The organism is Nitrospira sp. (assembly GCA_016715825.1).
GTDB lineage: Bacteria > Nitrospirota > Nitrospiria > Nitrospirales > Nitrospiraceae > Nitrospira_D.
The window spans coordinates 293,988-310,384 of record JADJXO010000013.1 but is presented as its reverse complement, the minus strand read 5'-3'; the positions used below and the strand labels follow the sequence as shown (position 1 = coordinate 310,384).

At 55.9% G+C, this 16,397-nt stretch carries 16 protein-coding genes; 7 read left to right on the top strand and 9 right to left on the bottom strand.

What is annotated here, in order from left to right:
* The first annotated feature begins 629 nt into the window (after positions 1-629).
* Entirely contained in the window at positions 630-1,079 is a 450-nt protein-coding gene (locus IPM58_18565; GenBank protein ID MBK9309044.1) for a cupin domain-containing protein, read from the top strand.
* Positions 1,080-1,827: 748 nt separating this feature from the next.
* Here IPM58_18565 and IPM58_18560 read toward each other — a convergent pair.
* Together IPM58_18560 and IPM58_18555 are read right to left on the bottom strand one after the other, a co-directional pair.
* Positions 1,828-2,076 (bottom strand): hypothetical protein, encoded by a 249-nt coding sequence (locus tag IPM58_18560; protein MBK9309043.1) that lies wholly within the window; start codon positions 2,074-2,076, stop codon positions 1,828-1,830.
* On the bottom strand, positions 2,051-2,203 hold the full coding sequence (locus IPM58_18555) for a BrnT family toxin (GenBank protein MBK9309042.1): 153 nt from the start codon (positions 2,201-2,203) through the stop codon (positions 2,051-2,053). The genes IPM58_18560 and IPM58_18555 overlap by 26 nt, the downstream gene beginning before the upstream one ends.
* A gap of 46 nt (positions 2,204-2,249) precedes the next feature.
* On the opposite strand from IPM58_18555, the gene IPM58_18550 reads away from it, so the two are divergent.
* A complete protein-coding gene (locus IPM58_18550; protein ID MBK9309041.1) occupies positions 2,250-2,432 on the top strand; it encodes a hypothetical protein in 183 nt (60 codons plus the stop codon).
* 167 nt (positions 2,433-2,599) lie between these two features.
* Complete coding sequence (locus IPM58_18545; GenBank protein MBK9309040.1) at positions 2,600-3,601, top strand: hypothetical protein; 1,002 nt, start codon at positions 2,600-2,602, stop codon at positions 3,599-3,601.
* A 150-nt stretch (positions 3,602-3,751) separates the two neighbouring features.
* On the opposite strand, the gene IPM58_18540 is transcribed toward IPM58_18545, so the two are convergent.
* Positions 3,752-4,855, bottom strand: a complete 1,104-nt coding sequence (locus IPM58_18540; GenBank protein ID MBK9309039.1) for an agmatine deiminase family protein — start codon at positions 4,853-4,855, stop codon at positions 3,752-3,754.
* Between the two features lie 805 nt (positions 4,856-5,660).
* Between IPM58_18540 and IPM58_18535 the strand changes: the two genes are divergently transcribed.
* Positions 5,661-6,332: a hypothetical protein gene (locus IPM58_18535; protein MBK9309038.1), complete on the top strand. Its 672-nt coding sequence runs from the start codon at positions 5,661-5,663 to the stop codon at positions 6,330-6,332.
* Between the two features lie 325 nt (positions 6,333-6,657).
* Here IPM58_18535 and IPM58_18530 read toward each other — a convergent pair whose 3' ends face one another.
* From IPM58_18530 to IPM58_18510, 5 genes are all read right to left on the bottom strand, one after another.
* Positions 6,658-8,322 (bottom strand): vanadium-dependent haloperoxidase, encoded by a 1,665-nt coding sequence (locus IPM58_18530; protein MBK9309037.1) that lies wholly within the window; start codon positions 8,320-8,322, stop codon positions 6,658-6,660.
* Between the two features lie 1,131 nt (positions 8,323-9,453).
* Entirely contained in the window at positions 9,454-9,690 is a 237-nt protein-coding gene (locus tag IPM58_18525; GenBank protein ID MBK9309036.1) for a thioredoxin family protein, read from the bottom strand.
* A gap of 576 nt (positions 9,691-10,266) precedes the next feature.
* Entirely contained in the window at positions 10,267-10,671 is a 405-nt protein-coding gene (locus IPM58_18520; GenBank protein ID MBK9309035.1) for a hypothetical protein, read from the bottom strand.
* Between the two features lie 167 nt (positions 10,672-10,838).
* The gene (locus tag IPM58_18515; GenBank protein MBK9309034.1) at positions 10,839-11,024 is read right to left on the bottom strand and encodes a hypothetical protein; all 186 of its coding nucleotides are present in this window, start codon (positions 11,022-11,024) and stop codon (positions 10,839-10,841) included.
* Between the two features lie 677 nt (positions 11,025-11,701).
* Entirely contained in the window at positions 11,702-12,277 is a 576-nt protein-coding gene (locus IPM58_18510; protein ID MBK9309033.1) for a thioredoxin family protein, read from the bottom strand.
* A gap of 167 nt (positions 12,278-12,444) precedes the next feature.
* On the opposite strand from IPM58_18510, the gene IPM58_18505 reads away from it, so the two are divergent.
* A complete protein-coding gene (locus tag IPM58_18505) occupies positions 12,445-13,167 on the top strand; it encodes an SIMPL domain-containing protein (protein MBK9309032.1) in 723 nt (240 codons plus the stop codon).
* 19 nt (positions 13,168-13,186) lie between these two features.
* Here IPM58_18505 and IPM58_18500 read toward each other — a convergent pair whose 3' ends face one another.
* Positions 13,187-14,269 (bottom strand): WD40 repeat domain-containing protein, encoded by a 1,083-nt coding sequence (locus IPM58_18500; GenBank protein ID MBK9309031.1) that lies wholly within the window; start codon positions 14,267-14,269, stop codon positions 13,187-13,189.
* A 284-nt stretch (positions 14,270-14,553) separates the two neighbouring features.
* Here IPM58_18500 and IPM58_18495 point away from each other — a divergent pair, with 284 nt between their 5' ends.
* On the top strand, positions 14,554-15,552 hold the full coding sequence (locus IPM58_18495) for a hypothetical protein (GenBank protein ID MBK9309030.1): 999 nt from the start codon (positions 14,554-14,556) through the stop codon (positions 15,550-15,552).
* A gap of 96 nt (positions 15,553-15,648) precedes the next feature.
* Positions 15,649-16,251: a 4Fe-4S dicluster domain-containing protein gene (locus tag IPM58_18490; protein ID MBK9309029.1), complete on the top strand. Its 603-nt coding sequence runs from the start codon at positions 15,649-15,651 to the stop codon at positions 16,249-16,251.
* Positions 16,252-16,397 lie beyond the last annotated feature (146 nt).

Below are 16,397 nucleotides of genomic sequence, written 5' to 3'. Positions count from 1 at the left end.
TAGGATTGACCTTTGCTGGAGCAGCAGTTGGTGGGGTCATGGGATGCCAAGTACGCTAAGCTTGCTGCGCGAAAGTGTCAAGGGTGCGCAGGTGGCGCGGGCCGCTAGACGTCAGGGGATATGGCTCCTGACACCGTGTTATTTCCCCATGCCGGTCACGATTAGAACCGCATAGTCCTGCTTCACCTCATTGTTACGACCACTTCGCGGAAACGAGACAGGTAGTTCCGGGTCGAGGACTGCCATCGGCCAACTTGAGGGGTTAGCATGCGCTTCAAGCACTGTCCGCAGGGCGGACCGCCACGCGATGCGAAGAGGAGTGCTGGCTTACTCCGATCCACATCCATGAGTGAGGGTGTGGCCTCTTGTTCTCGGTGGCGATCCGTCCCCGGATCCCCTGGCCAGCCGGCTCGGCACACCTTGACGGCCAAGAGGACAAATAGAGCCCGCGCCGGTTCGGCTGGTCATGATAAAAATGATGAACCATCACTGTGGTACCATTTCCGTTGCTGAAGGGGATGCCCGGCTTAATGGGAAGGTGATGGTGCGCGATGTCTTCCTGCCGCTTTCAAGGGCGCGAGGCATGCGCGTTCTCTAGTTCAACAACAGATGCGAATGGGGGTACGACGATGAGAATACTGTTCTCAGTCTTCTTGATTCTGGTCTTGATCCAGACGACCGTGGCAGTGCGTGCAGAGCCACAAGATTTCACCGTGACAGCGGTGATGAAAGGTTCAACGACGATCAGTGGCCAGAAGATCGAATATCCCAAAACCGATAAGGCGGAAATGGCCTCGGTCCTGGTTGAAATCCAACCGGGGAAGGAGAACGGTCGCCACATGCATGCCGTGCCCACCTACGTCCATGTCCTTGAGGGAACCATGACGGTGGAATTTGAGGATGGCGCTCGACAGACATTTCACGCTGGGAGTGGGTTTCTGGAGGCGGTGAACACCGTGCATAGCGCAAAGAACTTAGGCGAGGTCCCGTTGAGATTATTGGTGGTCTTCGTCGGTGAAGAGGGAAAGCCAAATCTGATCCGACCCGAAAAACATCAGGCATCAGATGCGACACCATGATTCACAACAGATGTGTCTGAACCATGTTTTGACCGCTTCCAAGGCTGGGTAAGGCGCGAGGTCGGCTCGTAAATGAGTCGGAGGGTGTTTCCTGCATCCCCAATTCAGCATAGGCCGTAACATCATTGAAGTCCTCTCGGTATACAGGTCTGGTTGATTGTCAGGGGCAGGAGCATGCACGCAGAGCGAAGACAAGCCTACGACAGGGAGATGCAGCAGAGCACTACTCTGGTAATAATCTCAACCGCCTACCATAAGAACGCAGACGTTGAACGACCGCTTCTCAATTCGGCGATCGACCGGTTTGGGTCGAGGACTGCCATCGGCAGGAGCGGACGTTCAGCAACGAGGTCGCATCGCCTTAAAGCGGTCCTCAGTCCTGTTGCATTAGCGCCTCGGTTAGCCGGGCCGCGGCCAACCAACGTTGACTTCAGAAACCGCGCAGCCCGCGGCTCCGGTTGAACCGATTGTTCGGTGACCGCGCTTTTGCTTCGTGGAGATCGGGCATAATAGATCAGCGAACGTCACATCATCCCCAAGAGAAGAATGGGGGTCAGTGTGCTATTTCTTTGCGGGCCATAGCTGGTTTTGGTTGCCCCCGTGTTTCTCCGATGAATAGCCGTCCAACGTTCTCGCCGATGCCCTCCTGCAACGAAATAGTTCTCTGAGCCGCATTCCCCTACTCATTTCTCTATTTTGCGGTGTGCGCCATCAGCGCTTCACCAGTGCGCGTGGGTAGGATCGAATGTCAGCGTGCGACTGCCGCTTGCGACTTGTGAAGGCCCTCCAGAATGAACATGCGCATAAGAACCTGGTAGGGTACGCCACGCCACTCCGCGAGCGCTTTCAACTCGTTGATGGTGTGTTCCTCAAGCGCAATGCTCGTCGGCAGCTTGCGGCTCTTCTTCAGCCGCTTGGCGGCCGCGAGGATCTTCTTCCGCTCGAACACGGACGTGCGTGCGTAAGCTTTTTCAGATTTCGCGTAGGTATGCTTCATAGAGCTCTCTCTCCTTCTTGTGCGCGGGTCGGGCGCTGATCGGCCGTACTTTTCCCTCTCTGAGGGTGAACACCACGTGCAAAATCCGCCCTTCTGGTGAATAAAAGGGGTCAGACCCCTTTGTTATACCGGGCCGAAACGTTGAAGATCATCACGGCTATCGAAGAGTTGCCGTGATTGACAAGATCCTCACACATCTGGGTCTGCCGACCCGCGCCCCGGATCGTCGAGTCGATCTATTCCAGACAATCTGGCAGTCAAAAACCGCCTGCCAAACACAAGCCGACGCAGCCGCTCGCGAGCGAGCGGCGCGGATTCAGAACCTTTCGCGCGCTTACCGACCGCTCTCCGGCTGAGCCGACGGTGGAAGAGAGGAGTTTTTTATCAACTGGAAAATGGATTGACAATTCTGCGGATGCTCCGCTATAGCTTCCGTCATGGGAAAATCCGTTTAAAAATCCTATCGATACCGAGGGTTCATATGGCCGTCGACAAATCAGAGCTGAAACACATCATCACGATCATGAAGAGCGGCAAGATTCCGACCGACCAGAGCAGCGCCAACTCTCGCCGCCAGATAACCTCCCACAGACGCCGCGCCGCCGCGGCCATGGTCGATTCGGTGCTCGAGAAAGCCGGGCTCGACGGGTCGAAGTTTAGGAAGCTGGTCGCCCAGGATCAGAGCGCGCTCCGCGCGGATTTCGCGAAGGAGCGAGCTGTCGCGGCGAAGAATATGCGAGCGTCGACTGCCACGTTTCGGAGTGCCATGACGGCGCGCCGCCAAGCGGCCAAGCTGCTTGGCGCGCCTTTCATTCCGGCCATCGTCTCACTGGACAAGCCGTTTCTCATCTGGCAACTCCCGAACCCACAGCTCAACATCTTTATCGACTCCCACGTGGAATCGATGAACAGTTTCGTCAGGGTGCGCGTTGGTGACCCGACAGAGTCCAATTCCACGCGTTTCGTCTTCTTCTTTCTCTGGTCCAACGAGACGGATTCGTTTGCGGTGGTGAACGTCCGGTCATCGCTCATCGTCAACGGCGGCTGTTCGGTCCAGGCCAAGTCTGGGATTTTCTCCGGCGCTGTCCAGACATTGAATGTCAATGCGTCTCTTGCGATCATCCGCTGGTTCGGGTGGGGAACGGATCCAGTCACCGGCACTTCAAACGATCAGACCAGGCACCCGGACTTCCAACCGACGCACCGGCAGACCATCACTTCCTTGCGCGCGGAAGGTGGCCATATCTTCCAAGGAGCCAGCTTCAAGTCACAGTCGTTTTCGTTCGAGCAGTTCGCCCTCAGTCACCGCCAGCTGGTCGTTCCCAACCGTGCCTCCGTGGTGTTCCAGGTATCCCTCGAACTTCTCTATGATCCGGAGGACGGCCTCGACCTCGAGAACAATATCGATGTGGACTTCTCGGAGCGCGGAAGTGCCGTGTTCTGCCCCAGCCTCGAGGTCGAGGTGCTGACCCCGTTGTCGGGACTGACGGCAAACCAGGCAATCAATTCATTGATCCTCGAATAGGTCGCGGCTCGATCGATTTTCGAATCACCCCTATTTCGAGTCCACTAGCACCGGCACCTCCGTTGTCGCTTGAATTGGCTCGGTCCTCAGCCCCGTCTCATTAACGTTGGAAATCAGCGGCTGCCGTAGGCAGTCCGCTGGATTGACGTGTTAGACCTTCGGCTCTTGCTGTGTCGTGCAATGAATACCTCCGCCGCCAGCTGCGATTGCGTCAACGTTGATCTGGACCACGTCACGCCCAGGAAACGCTCGTTGCAGTTCGCGTTGAGCCGCCCCATCGGTTCGCGGATCACCAAACTCAGGGGCAATCACTGCGCCATTACAGACATAGAAATTGATGTAGCCGGCGGCGAAGTCGTCGTTGGCAAACGTCTCTCGAATCCTTGAAGGTGCCTCCAGCACCACCACATCCAGTGTTCGGCCTTTGACATCCGTTGCCTTGCGCAGCATGTCCAGATGCCGTTTTGTCACCGCATGATCGAAGGACTTCGGATCAGGATCATAGCCAGCAATCACCACCCCTGGGCGCGCGAAGCGCGCATAGAAATCGGTGTGTCCGTCGGTGATGTCGTTGCTCTTGATGCCGGGCAACCAGATGATCTTCTCCACGCCAAGTAATCGCTTCAGCTCCTGCTCGCACTGGGCTTTGCTGACACCAGGATTGCGGTTTTCGTTGAGCACGCAACTCTCGGTGATGATCGCGGTGCCGTGTCCGTCGACCTCAATCCCGCCACCCTCAAGTACCAAGTCGGTTTGCATGCGGCGCACACCCACATGCTGAGCGACGAACACGGCGACCTCAGCATCGTTGTCACAGTGCTGCTTCTCTCCCCAGCCGTTGAAGTTGAAATCAACTCCAGCTTTGCCACCATGCTCCGTCACGACAAAAACCGGACCGGTATCACGCATCCACACATCATCAAGCGGGCAGACAATCAGATCAACCTTGTCTTCCATCAGTTGTTGGGCTCGTGGTAGGTCAGACTGCCGAACCAGCATTGAGACTGGTTCGTACTTGGCGATGGTGAGGGCAATCGTCGCGATATTGCGCTGAACATCCGGCAAGAGCTTCCTGCCCCATATTTTTTGGCTGGCACCAAACGCCATCCAGGTGCGTTCGTGAGGGTCACTCTCGTCCGGCATGAACCACACGTCTTGACGATTCGCCATCGCAACAACTTCTTTTGTGCTGCCAAGCAGAGTGGCTGCTGTAAGAAGACCAAGTGATTGAAGGATGGTGCGCCGAGTAATCATGGAGCATCGCTCGTCGAAGGTCTAACAATGTTTAGGCCGATCCCTATAAGAACCGGATCTGTCATGTTCTATCCGTGTCACACACCTTCAATGATCGTAAACAGTATCCCATCATCGATGGTGGTGCAATGAGTTACGGCCCATCGACCATGTATCACGAGTTCTTATGCGGATCGGCGTAAGACCCCCTTCTGGTAGCGGTCAATCCAGTACTTCTGCTTTGGGTCGAGGACTGACATCGGCCAGAAACGGAAGTTCGGTGCCAAGATCGCACCGACGTAAAGCGGTCCCCAGCCCTGTCACATGAACGTTCGCCATAACTGGGCCAATAGAACGGAAGCGGTCATATCCCGCCACACGCCTCTCCTCCTAGTGACCAGATCTGGAACCATGCCTCTCAGATGTCAGCCTCAGCGCTGAATAGCATCGGCGTCGTGCCTGCCACATCAACCTGTGATCCTGCCGCGTTCATGTTTGCCTCAGCATAGAGGAGTCCTTCCGCCGAGGGGCAATGGAACGGACGATGCGAGACACCGCCAGATGTTCAATGGTGATCAGGAACGAACGGCGCCGGACATGCTGAACCCACCCAACAATCATGACGCATGCCAACGTGCCCACGGGCTATCAGTCCGTCACTGAGCATGCTTCGCTACGCAACGTACGGTTTGTCTCCAGAGATCGTCAGCGCAGTATGTTCAAACGGTTAGAATCGCTGTGGCGCAAGATAACCGCGTCCGTTCCATTGCCCCTGGGACGACAGCTTGCCGATACGGTTGCAAAGCAGCTATGCTGAATCACTGACATGACACGATCCGGCGTCATATTTTATCCGTTCCATCTGTGCCACGAGCGCACCGTGCAGTGGCTGCTGGAGCGGTATCAGCAGGTGCATTTCCGGGACTATATGGCCATACAAGTCAGTCCGTTCTGCGGGACCACGGCCTTTCCCGAACGGATGGGCGATGCCTTCCCCGACCTCCTGGCCAGCAAACGACTGGTGCAGGGGTACAACGTCAGCGGACCGCTCACGCCGGACACCTGCATCGCTGTGGATCGTGATCTCACTGATTCAACGTGGCGTGGGCTCTTTCATCGCGCGCTGGTGGAGAATCGCCGATTCCAACGCGGTCTGTTCGACGGCACAGACATCACTGGGCGTCACAACGATGGCCATGCCGAGCAGCCCTTGATGGTTCGTCTGAAGGATGTGTCGTTCGAGACGACTCCCTTTACGGTGGCCGGGATCCGGCAGCTCAGCCGGCGACGGCTCATCGGCAGAGAAGCGGATCTCTTCGACTATGGCCTTGCCCTCCTGAAGACCTCCGCCTCACTGGTGTACACACTACAACTGGCGACGGCTGAACAGCTGGCCGTGGCGACTGACTCCCGTGCCCATTTCACATTACTCACGCGGCTGATAGAACGAACGGGCGTCACGATCGAGAATGAGTTGGTCGAACAAGGCCTGTCCTAACCCCTACACTTGGGTCTGCTCGAACCTCCGCCCATGCCTGCCCTATCAATGCCGGATGTCACTGAAGACAGTGAGACCGGCAGCTGCAGCGGATTGGGGAGAAGCTGGGATAACGGAATATTCGATCAGATGAGGGCACATGACGCCCTGTACTTCCGCTTTGGGTCGGAGACCGATGGTCGAAGAACGGCCAAGCGTAGAAGTTCGGCACCGAGATCGCTCCGCTATCAAGCGGTCCTCAGCTCTGTTGCATTAACGCTCAGCATGCGGCGGCGGCGCGCAGCGCCATCCGCTGCATGCTGTTGTTAGCCATCAAGTCTTGTGGTTACGCATTGACGTCCTGTTGGGTTCCATCAAACTTGGTGAACCGGAATGCTAAGGTGCCGGGTGACAGTTCTGCATAGCTGCGCGCATAGGCTTCGAGCAGCTTGATGGCCACCTGCTCGCCGAGCTGCAGCGAGTAGGTCCCGTCGGATCGCCAGTGCACGCCAGCGATGTTACGTCCGATTGCGATATTCGAGGCGAGTTTGTTCAATTCGCCTTCGATCGTCAGCGCCCCCCCGGTATAGGCCATGAGGGTCTCATGACCGGTCTTGTCCACCGTCATGTCCACCGGGTTCGGGAATGCGCTGCTTACATCGAAGAGTGCCTTTAAGATGGTTACGCAAGCGCCGGCCACCGTGGCATGGCCCGCGCCGTAGGCGGGGTGCATCGGCGAACCCTCTGGAAATGCCATAGGCAGCAGCGCCGAGCCATAACGCAACAAGTTGCCTTGCACAGCGATTGAGTTCATCAGGCTCGCGGGAAGATTGAAGGTGCCGGACATACGGCGCTCCACATCGATGCGTCCGGCGTAAACCTCAGGGCGCAGACGCAGATGCACGTACCATTTCTGGAACCATACGGCCTTGAGTGCCAGCGCCGCTACTTCGCACATCATGCCGATGTGGCCCGGGGCGCCGAGCGTACCGAACCCCTCCTGCTTCAACCCACTAGGGTGGTATGGGTTGACCATGGACGGCCCGGCGCCAATGGCTCCCCCCACCGAGGAGGCAGCGCCAGCACCCTGAAGCAACATCAGGCACGCATTGAAGTAGCCCTGAAACAGCACGTCGATGTGCACCCATTGCGACAGATCGCGACCATTGCGCACGTAATGCAACTCATCGTCGAAATGGCTGGGCACGAAATCGCGCTTCGCCCCGTTCTGTACAGCGTGCCACTCATTCCAGACGGTCATGAAGTCCTGACCGGCTCGCAGGGTCTTGTTGCGCTGGTGGAACCCCTGCACGCCGAAGGGCACTGGATGAATCAGAAACTGAGATAGGTACGGGCCAACGCGGTCGCCAGGTGTCAACCCACGAAACAACAGTTCAGGTGTGATTGCGCCGGCCGCAGTCGGCGCCAGTTCTTCGGCGGGCTTGCCATTCGCTGCTCGCTCGGCGACGGCAGCGTTACGCATCTGTGTGAGCTCAAGCGCAGCCTGCTGTGCGATTGGACTTGACCCATATTCGCCGAAGGGGACATCGCGAAGCGCAGCCATCCAGTAGTTCTCAGCCATCTCGAACGTCAGCTCGTCGCTGCCGAACGCTGGCGCGGCAGGCATGGCGAACTGCTGAGGATCACCGCCGACCACCGCAAATGCGCGGCCCGCGACCGGATTGACCCATTTGCGCGTATTGGCGCCGAAGCCGAGATGAACATTATTCATGGCCTCGATGGCGGCAAACACCGCCAGACGATTGCTGGAGAGTGCATTCGCGAACTCCGTGAACGCGGCCGGATCGACCAACCCTGTAGCTGGGTCATGCTTCAAGCCCTTACTGAAGCTGCCCCGCTTGTCCGCCTGCGCGAAATCTCCGTTGTCTGGCTGTGGCGGCCGAACATTTGCCACCACCTGATTTGACACTGAGCGCCTATGCTTCTCAGCGTTCTCTTGCGTGCTACCTGCCGCCTGAAAACGATTCGGATCGACTGTGAAAACTGCCATGGTTCTTCTCCTATTTGCATTGATGGCCAAACTCCAACCTGTGTTGCTTGCTACGTCTTTCTGCTGGTGCGACAAAAAACACAACTGCCCCTACGCTGGCACCTTCCATTCTCGCCCTTGATGACTAACACTGTTTAGGCCGTCCGCATACGAGCCGGATCTGCCATTTTCTGCGCGTATAACCCGTTGTCGGTTCTCCAGAAGTACACCCGACAAACTCAGCCACTTTAGCCCATTGCAGTGCTTGGGTTCTCCGCACTACCTCGCATGCGGATCGTCCTCCCGCAAACTCCTTTCCATGACCCAGAGATCACCAGGACGTGTTCACCTGCTAGAGCTTGCGCTTGTGCGATGCTGCATTGGTCTATCGCAAGCTAGATGCCAGCATGCAATGGGACTGTTGACACATCGGATGTCATCCTCAATCTCCTGCAATTTCAGCGTTGGACGTATTGCCGAGCGAGCAAGTAGCTATCTATCAGTCCATCTTCTGATCACAGTCGCCTGTATCGAAAGCGATACGTAGGGTGAATCAAATCTGATTCACTCGAACGCTCCAAAGATGTGTGTTCGGGATGCTGACTTCATTTGGAATGATCGTTTCAGAAGGTGGCCCATCCGTAATCCGGGGGAGGCGTAGCCATATCACCACTGTTGCCACCGATTTCAGACTTCTATCGTCGTGATGAGCTCAGGCGATGGGATTTAGGAGGAAGGATGCGATGAATATATTCCAGTTACCCATTACACAGGGTAGATGCTCGAGGATGAGCGGTAGCCAGTGAGCAATCGATAACAGATGTATGGTTCGGTCTCGATGGGAGTGTTACGTTGGTTTCGATACCGTTATTCGATTGGACCATACTGTAGTGGTCGGTCAGATGCTTCTGCTTTGGGTCGATAGCTGCCGGTGCCTCCGATAGCATCTGCCTGAACAAGGCTAGGCTTCTCGATAACTTTATATCCCTTCACTCCTGCGCCCATTGCGCCCAGGGTGATGTTGTCAGGTGTGAAGCCTGTCCTAGCGCTCGCGCTTCGCCGACAGGCACGACGCCGTGTCGGCCTCAAAAAAATGGGGCGTGCCGTTCGGCACGCCCCCCTGATCATGATGCAATCAGTAGACTGAATCGGCTACTTTAACGCTTCAATACCGGCACCGAAGTTAATGTGAAACGCGGCGCCATTCATCACCAGAGCCGGTACTGACTTGACTCCGGCTGCTTCCGCCTCAGTCACCCGCGCCTTGCTCGTGCCGAGATGGACGTGTTCCACCTCATATTTCGACGGATCCAGAGCGTTGGCCACGCTCTGCTCGGCTGCCACGCACACGGGGCATCCTGCGTGATAGAAAATCGCTTTGCTTTTCATCATGGTCTCCTTTCAACTGAAATGGGTTGTGATGAGATTGTCTTATCTGCGACAGGGTAGAAACAGCGCCAGGCTCAAGGTCGCAGGCACGTTGGGTTCCCTGGCCACTTATGAATAACATACTGACGGTCTCACGACGAAAGCAATACGAAAATGATCTGGGTTCGTGAAGACCTCCCGGCTTTCGTGGCACAAGACCTGGATAGGCAAGCGGTGTCACGAGAAATTATCTTGGGGACAGAGTCGATTTTCTGAACGCGGCTCGTGAACAATGGGGCACGCCGTACCCTCAATGAATCGTAAGGACGGGACCATGTCTCGCGGCTTCCTGTGCCTACGAGCAAACCGCCTTTCAGATATTGATCCACCTACCGTCTAGAACGAATCACCAGGTCCAATTCCTTTCATTCTCTGAACTGTTCTCTGACCCCTATTCCCGGTATAGCTCAAACTCGACCTGACGTTCGGCGTCGGATTGGGCGAAAGTTTCGATTGAGGAATGGCAAGATCGACCGTCTTGGATGCCCGCTATCGGCCACTGTGCGGAAGTTCGGCTGAATCGAGAGGTTAGGCTGCTTATTTAGCGAACGCCTTCTTACACCAAGCGTCTGTCTCTTCATCGGTATACCCTAGCAGTACGCACTCAGCACGTTCGCAGGTTTCATTCCACGCATTAGTCTTGTGGTGTTGTTCCTTGAGAAGCTTCATTGCAGCAACGCGCCACGCTTCCTCTCGCAACGCAAAAAACACAAACCTAATCTGTGTTTTGCGTCCCAGCTTTTCACTAAATGAACCGGAAACGGTTGTCTCTCCACGAATGAATTGCCCTTTCGAAACATAGGGGGCAAATCGCTCTTCTGGAATCAGCTCTTCGTCCGGCAGTTCGGCAAGCTCGGCATAAAACATGGCGAGCGGTTTGCGCCCCTCAAGCATTAGCTCGAGTTCTCGATTTGTATGATTCGCTGCGACTAAGTCGATCATGTGAACTGGAGCAGCCTAACTATGTTTAGGCCGATCCGCATCCGAACCGGATCTGCCAATTTGTGTTCACATAACACGCTATTACTGTTCGTGAAGAATACGCCATGGCCGTTGTCGTTTCAATGAGTTACGGCAGTGGGACCATATATCACGGGTTCTTAGGCGGATCATCGCAGCCCACCCATCTGATAGCCGTCGGTCGTGTACTTCTGCATTGGGTCGAGACCTGCCGGTCGCTCTTCCAACAGCATCTTTCCGATCATGTCGGCGTTTTCAATGGGTAATACCGTTCTCAAGACCTCCCCATTGTCGATGTGCTGCTCGAGCGACGGCGGAAAGAATCGGGCGATCACAACATTGGGTAGTCAGCGTAGTCACAGTGTGAATGGGTACAGTGGATCTTATGTGGCGATTCCCAATTGAGTATCACGCCGGCCATTTGGCTCTGGCTTTGGGAAATTGGTTCCTAGGTCTCTTTTTTTGCTCGATTGAAGTATCTTTTCGTCCTCCTGCCCCTTGACAGATATGAAACGTCGCTCCTGTCGCAGAGAGTTCCAATCCCCAGAAATCTGTTGAGCCTGTGGATAACCATTGGATTAATAGTGGAGGGCATGAATTTCGTGTGGTTCGTCTGAATTGTGTCAAGCTCTATTTCTAGGAATATGCAAGAAAGCAAAGAACGTAGACGCCTACCACTATTAGTTGTGGTGCTATTGCGATGGAGCGGATGATTAAAAAATAGGCATTTTGATAAATATACACGCCATACGCACCGGCTTTTATGGAATTTAAGCACTTACGCACATGGTTATCCACAGAAGATGTGGAATGAAAATTCCCATGCCATTCCCATCCTGAACGCAGAATTTTTGGCAACCGTCCGGAATTCTTCGATTCCTTAAGCGCTCATGGGCCGGTCGTAGTGTCTGACCGTTGTGATGCCGGGTGGATGGATCTGTTCTAGGCGTTGCGAGCGGAACGGATTTGCAGAATGTGAGAATGATGCGGAGGAGAGTTCTTCAATACCCTCTCATGCATAAGACGGAGCATGACCCGGCTTCCACTTGATACTGCAGCCGATGCTCGGTCGCTGAGCGCCATCGACTGCCTTACCCGTGAGCACTGCCTGGATGGCGGCGCGAAGATCGCGACCGGTGACCGGTTTACCATTGCTGGGGCGACTGTCGTCCAGTTGCCCGTGGTACGCGAGCCGACGGCCACGATCGAAGAGATAAAAGTCCGGTGTGCAAGCGGCGCGATAGGCTTTCGCAACGTCCTGTGTCTCATCGTGACAGAGGGGAAAGGTGAATCCCAGACGTTGGGCCATGTCTTTCAACTTTGGCGGCGCATCATCGGGATAGCCGATCGGGTCATTGCTGCTGATCGCGAGAATCCCCAAGCCTGTGTTCAGATAGTCTCGCCCAATCTTTGCCAACTCCTGCTCCACATGCACCACGTACGGACAGTGTCGGCAGATAAACATGATCAGAAGTGCGGCCTTGTCTGAAAATGAGCTGGGCGAATAGGTCTGTCCGCTCACCACGTCGCGCAGCTCGAACGTAGGAGCCGGGGTGCCGAGAGGGAGCATGACGGATTCCATAGCCATGATGGTCGGTCCTTATTCAGATCTGTGGCAACGAAGATGCCGCATGTCGCCGGCCACGTCAAGTGGCAGACGGGTCGGGACGTTTCTTGCCTTGCAGATAAAAGGAAGGATAAGCTGCCTTCGCGTTTCTTAGATGCGGCGGGTGGTTGAAAAAAGGAGGGTGGCGCATGGTGGCGTTTGGATTGCTGGTACTACTGGGATTTCCGATCATGGCATTCGCCCATGATGAAATGAAGCCTGAGATGCCGACCCTTACCGTCAGCGAAACCGGGACGGTGACGCACGAGCCGGATACCGCGTTTGTGACATTCGGCATGGAGACAGCCGGTAAATCACCCGCTGAGGCGCAGAAGCGGAACAGCGCCGTCATGAGTACAGTGATGGATCGACTACGGACCTTGCAGATCGACAAGGAGCGCATCCAAACCTCCTCCTACACGGTCTCCCCGCACTATCGACCGGGGTCTCACCGCCAAGCCGATGCACCGACTGCTTCTCCGGAAATTGTCGGGTACGTCATCAGCAATATGGTGATGGTAGAAATCCGTGCCCTCGACCGAGTCGCGACGGTGATCGAAGAAGTGTTGAAGGCCGGCGCAAATAGCTTTCAGGGGTTGCATTGGGGGTTGCGCGATGAACAAGCGGTGCGACTGAATGCATTGAAACAGGCGGCGGTCAGGGCGCGTGAGAAAGCGACCGTGCTGAGTGAGTCGTTGCACGTGAAGCTCGTGCGGGTGTTGTCGGCAACTGAAGGTGGCCAGATGATGAGGCCCGCTGCTCCGATGGCGCGTATGGCTATGGAGGGAAGTGCCGGTGATGTGCCGGTCTCACCCGGGGAGCTGAAGTTCGAGGCAACAGTGACGCTGGTGTACGAGATCGCGACGAACTGAAAAGGCCCGCCGACTTGCGCTAGTCCCCCGAGGGCGCTCCCCCCTCCCACAGCTTCACCGTCCGATCCCAGGAGGCGCTGGCGAGGCGTTTGCCGTCCGGAGAAAAGGAGATGCAACGGACGCCACCGGTATGGCCTTTGAGCGTTCGGAAGTTTCGTCCGGTGGAGAGATCCCAAAACTTGATCGTCTGGTCATCACTCGCACTGACTAAGACGGTGCCGTCCGGCGAGACTGCGAGACTGCGGACCCAGCCTTTGTGGCCGGTGAGGGATTTTTTCTCCACGACGGTCGGCATCTCGAAGAGCTTGATCGTGGAGTCTCGGCTGCCGGTAATCAAGAGCTTGGCATCGGGGGTGAAGGTCATCGCGCCGATCCAGTAGTCCATCGGTTTTTGGAATCCACCATCATCTTCGATGAAGTAGCCACGAGTTTCTGTGGAATCTTCCTGGTCTCGTCGCCAATGCCCATCGTGGAGCACCTTTTCTTCACCGCTCGGGAGCACTTCCCAGATTTTGATCTTTCCGATGTCGGTTCCGGTGGCGAGATGAATGCCATCCGGCGAAAAGGCCACGCAGACCGACCAATGGTGGTCGTACTCATCCTTTCCGAGGAGAGTCATCAGCTCAGTACCGGTGGTGACTTCCCAAATCTTGATGTCTTTATTGTGGCTGCCGCGCGCGAGCATGAGACCGTCCGGCGAGAGCGAAAGACTGCAGACACTGTGATCGTACCGGGTGAACAACAACTTCATCGGCTCGCCGGTTTTTCCGTTCCAGAGGCGGATCGTGCGGTCTTCACTCGCGGTCGCTAAGGTCTGTCCGTCCGGAGTGAAGACGATGGCGCGAATGTCATGGGTGTGGCCCCGAAGGGAGCGCAGCAACCGACCGGTTTCGATGTCCCACATGCGGACGAGACGTTCCGCCCCACCACTCGCGAGGGTGGTGCCGTCCGGTGAAAACGCAACGGCCCAGATGCCATGAGAATGGCCACGAAACGTTGTTGCCTCACGGCAGTCGGCACTCCAATACTCCAAAAAGTCGAGAGGAGACGTTGAGGCCGGGGTTGGTTCTAGAGATGCGGTCGGTAACGAATGGGACGTCATGTGTCGTGTGTTTCCTCAGCGGTCTGGTTCCTGCTTGCTTGATTGGTCACCGGCCCGGCCAGTATAATCCTGGTGTTCGTGACGGATCGTAAGAGATGCCTCGCAGACAAGTCAACCCTTCGACCTCCATAATAGGGTGAGAGACGCCGGTTTAGGGTTGACGCTGAGCCTGTTCGGCGTTCAAGACAGTGTCGAAGCGTCAAGGTGGCTCTAGTTGCCATAGCGGCCAGGAGAGCCCGCATGATCGTTCAAAGTCATTTCTCTAGCCGCGGAGCGTTCTTCCAATGGAAATCAGATTCCAACCAGCCTTGCTTCAGGAAGTGATCGACTCGTTCGTCGAGAAGACCGAGCGGGAGGGCGATCCGACCTACTACAAGGAATTTCATGAACACGCCGATCCGATCTACGAGAAGTTTATCCTCGAAGACCGGGAGGCAGAGTTTAAGAAACTCTATCAGTATCTCTTCGGCATCTGGGGGTTTTCGGATATCGTCCGCGACTCGTTCAACGAATACCCGCTCTTAAAGCAAACGGTTGGCATCGTGCTGGTGAAAGGTGTGCTGAAGGAAAGTCAGGAGGGTGTCGACATCCTCAGGAAATGGGGGTCGGTCGAGAAAGATCTGGCCAAAGAGTTCGAGGAGAAAGGCCTGAAAGGCGTCGGGATTAAATTAATTCCCCGTCGATTTTACGATCCCGCGTTGACTCGCTATTGCCGCCATGAGCTGATGCATATTTCGGATATGATCGATGCGCAGTTCGGCTACGATCCAGATACCAAGATGGGACTCAACCCCGGTGAAGAGACGTTGATCTTACAGCGGTATCGCGTGCTCTGGAGCCTGAGCGTGGACAGCCGGTTGGTGGCAACGGGCAAGGAACCCATGTTGAGCAAGGATGATCGGTTCAAGGAGTTTCGGTCGTGGTACCGAAAAATTCCACCGCCTCAACTGAAGTCGGTGTTCGAAGGTTTGTGGCAAACTTCTTACTTCACCCATTCAGAGTTGATCGAAATGGCCTCCGATACGCTGCGCGTCATGGATCGAGCCGTGGATGTGGAAGGCGGCGAGGTGCCGGAGACTGAAAACAAGATCATGCTGATGCCGGGTTTCCCGTGCCCGCTCTGTCGGTTTCCAACCTATTCATGGGTCGAGGACATGGGCACAAAACTAGAGCCCTATGTGCTCGACTTCATCCGGGAGAATCATCCGGGGTGGGATATTGAATTCGGGGCCTGCGATCGCTGTGTGGAGGTGTATAAGTTACGAGCCGACGGCGTGATGTAACGTTGGGCGTCGTTTCCCGTTGCGTGTTTCGAGTGTCGGGTTCTCCAACAAGAAACACGCAACTCGAGACCCGGAACAGAGTACGTGATCTTTACCATGGCCACCAATCCTTCATATGGCCGACGAGACTTTCTGAAAGATTCCGTTTTCTCTACGGTCAAAGCCGCGCAAGAGTTTGTCAAGGAGGTGGATGGCCGCCGGACGGAGCACGCTCCGGTTCAGGTTCGGCTGGATTGGTTGCGTCCTCCCGGTGCGGTGGAGGAATCACTGTTTCTTGAGCGATGTACGAAGTGCGCTGACTGCCTGACGGCCTGTCCCCCTCACGCCATCACCATCCATCAGACCGACGGCACGCCGGTTCTCTATGCCGATCAATCACCCTGTCTGTTGTGTGAAGACTTTCCCTGCGTGAGAGCCTGCGGAGCCGATGCACTCGTGCCGGTTGAGCACAGCCGCCGGGTCAGCATGGGACTGGCGGTGATCTCCCAGCGGCTCTGTACGGCAGGCCAGGGATGCCACGCCTGTGTGTCGCGATGTCCAACCGACGCCCTTGCGATGGATGTCGAGTCGTTAAGTCTGTCGGTGGAGACAGACGCCTGTGTGGGATGCGGGATGTGCGAGATGGTTTGCCATACCGTCAACGATCATGTGGCGATCAGAGTGGTGCCTGCGAGGCATCTCACCGAGGACGACCGATGACGCCGCTATTCCAACGATGCAACCGGTCGAGAGAAATCTTCGCCGATCGGAGAGGCGCCAATTCGCCCTTGACTTCGTGCAAGCCGTTTCATATACATACAGGGCTTTGTTTTTCGTCCATCCGTGAGGAAGTGCGCTGTAAGCGA

Excerpts from the sequence above, each read along its gene's own strand:
- IPM58_18565 (MBK9309044.1), top strand. The coding sequence starts at position 630 with ATGAGAATACTGTTCTCAGTCTTCTTGATTCTGGTCTTGATCCAGACG.
- IPM58_18560 (MBK9309043.1), bottom strand. The coding sequence starts at position 2,076 with ATGAAGCATACCTACGCGAAATCTGAAAAAGCTTACGCACGCACGTCC.
- IPM58_18545 (MBK9309040.1), top strand. The coding sequence starts at position 2,600 with ATGAAGAGCGGCAAGATTCCGACCGACCAGAGCAGCGCCAACTCTCGC.
- IPM58_18540 (MBK9309039.1), bottom strand. The coding sequence starts at position 4,855 with ATGATTACTCGGCGCACCATCCTTCAATCACTTGGTCTTCTTACAGCA.
- IPM58_18535 (MBK9309038.1), top strand. The coding sequence starts at position 5,661 with ATGACACGATCCGGCGTCATATTTTATCCGTTCCATCTGTGCCACGAG.
- IPM58_18530 (MBK9309037.1), bottom strand. The coding sequence starts at position 8,322 with ATGGCAGTTTTCACAGTCGATCCGAATCGTTTTCAGGCGGCAGGTAGC.
- IPM58_18525 (MBK9309036.1), bottom strand. The coding sequence starts at position 9,690 with ATGAAAAGCAAAGCGATTTTCTATCACGCAGGATGCCCCGTGTGCGTG.
- IPM58_18520 (MBK9309035.1), bottom strand. The coding sequence starts at position 10,671 with ATGATCGACTTAGTCGCAGCGAATCATACAAATCGAGAACTCGAGCTA.
- IPM58_18510 (MBK9309033.1), bottom strand. The coding sequence starts at position 12,277 with ATGGCTATGGAATCCGTCATGCTCCCTCTCGGCACCCCGGCTCCTACG.
- IPM58_18505 (MBK9309032.1), top strand. The coding sequence starts at position 12,445 with ATGGTGGCGTTTGGATTGCTGGTACTACTGGGATTTCCGATCATGGCA.
- IPM58_18500 (MBK9309031.1), bottom strand. The coding sequence starts at position 14,269 with ATGACGTCCCATTCGTTACCGACCGCATCTCTAGAACCAACCCCGGCC.
- IPM58_18495 (MBK9309030.1), top strand. The coding sequence starts at position 14,554 with ATGGAAATCAGATTCCAACCAGCCTTGCTTCAGGAAGTGATCGACTCG.
- IPM58_18490 (MBK9309029.1), top strand. The coding sequence starts at position 15,649 with ATGGCCACCAATCCTTCATATGGCCGACGAGACTTTCTGAAAGATTCC.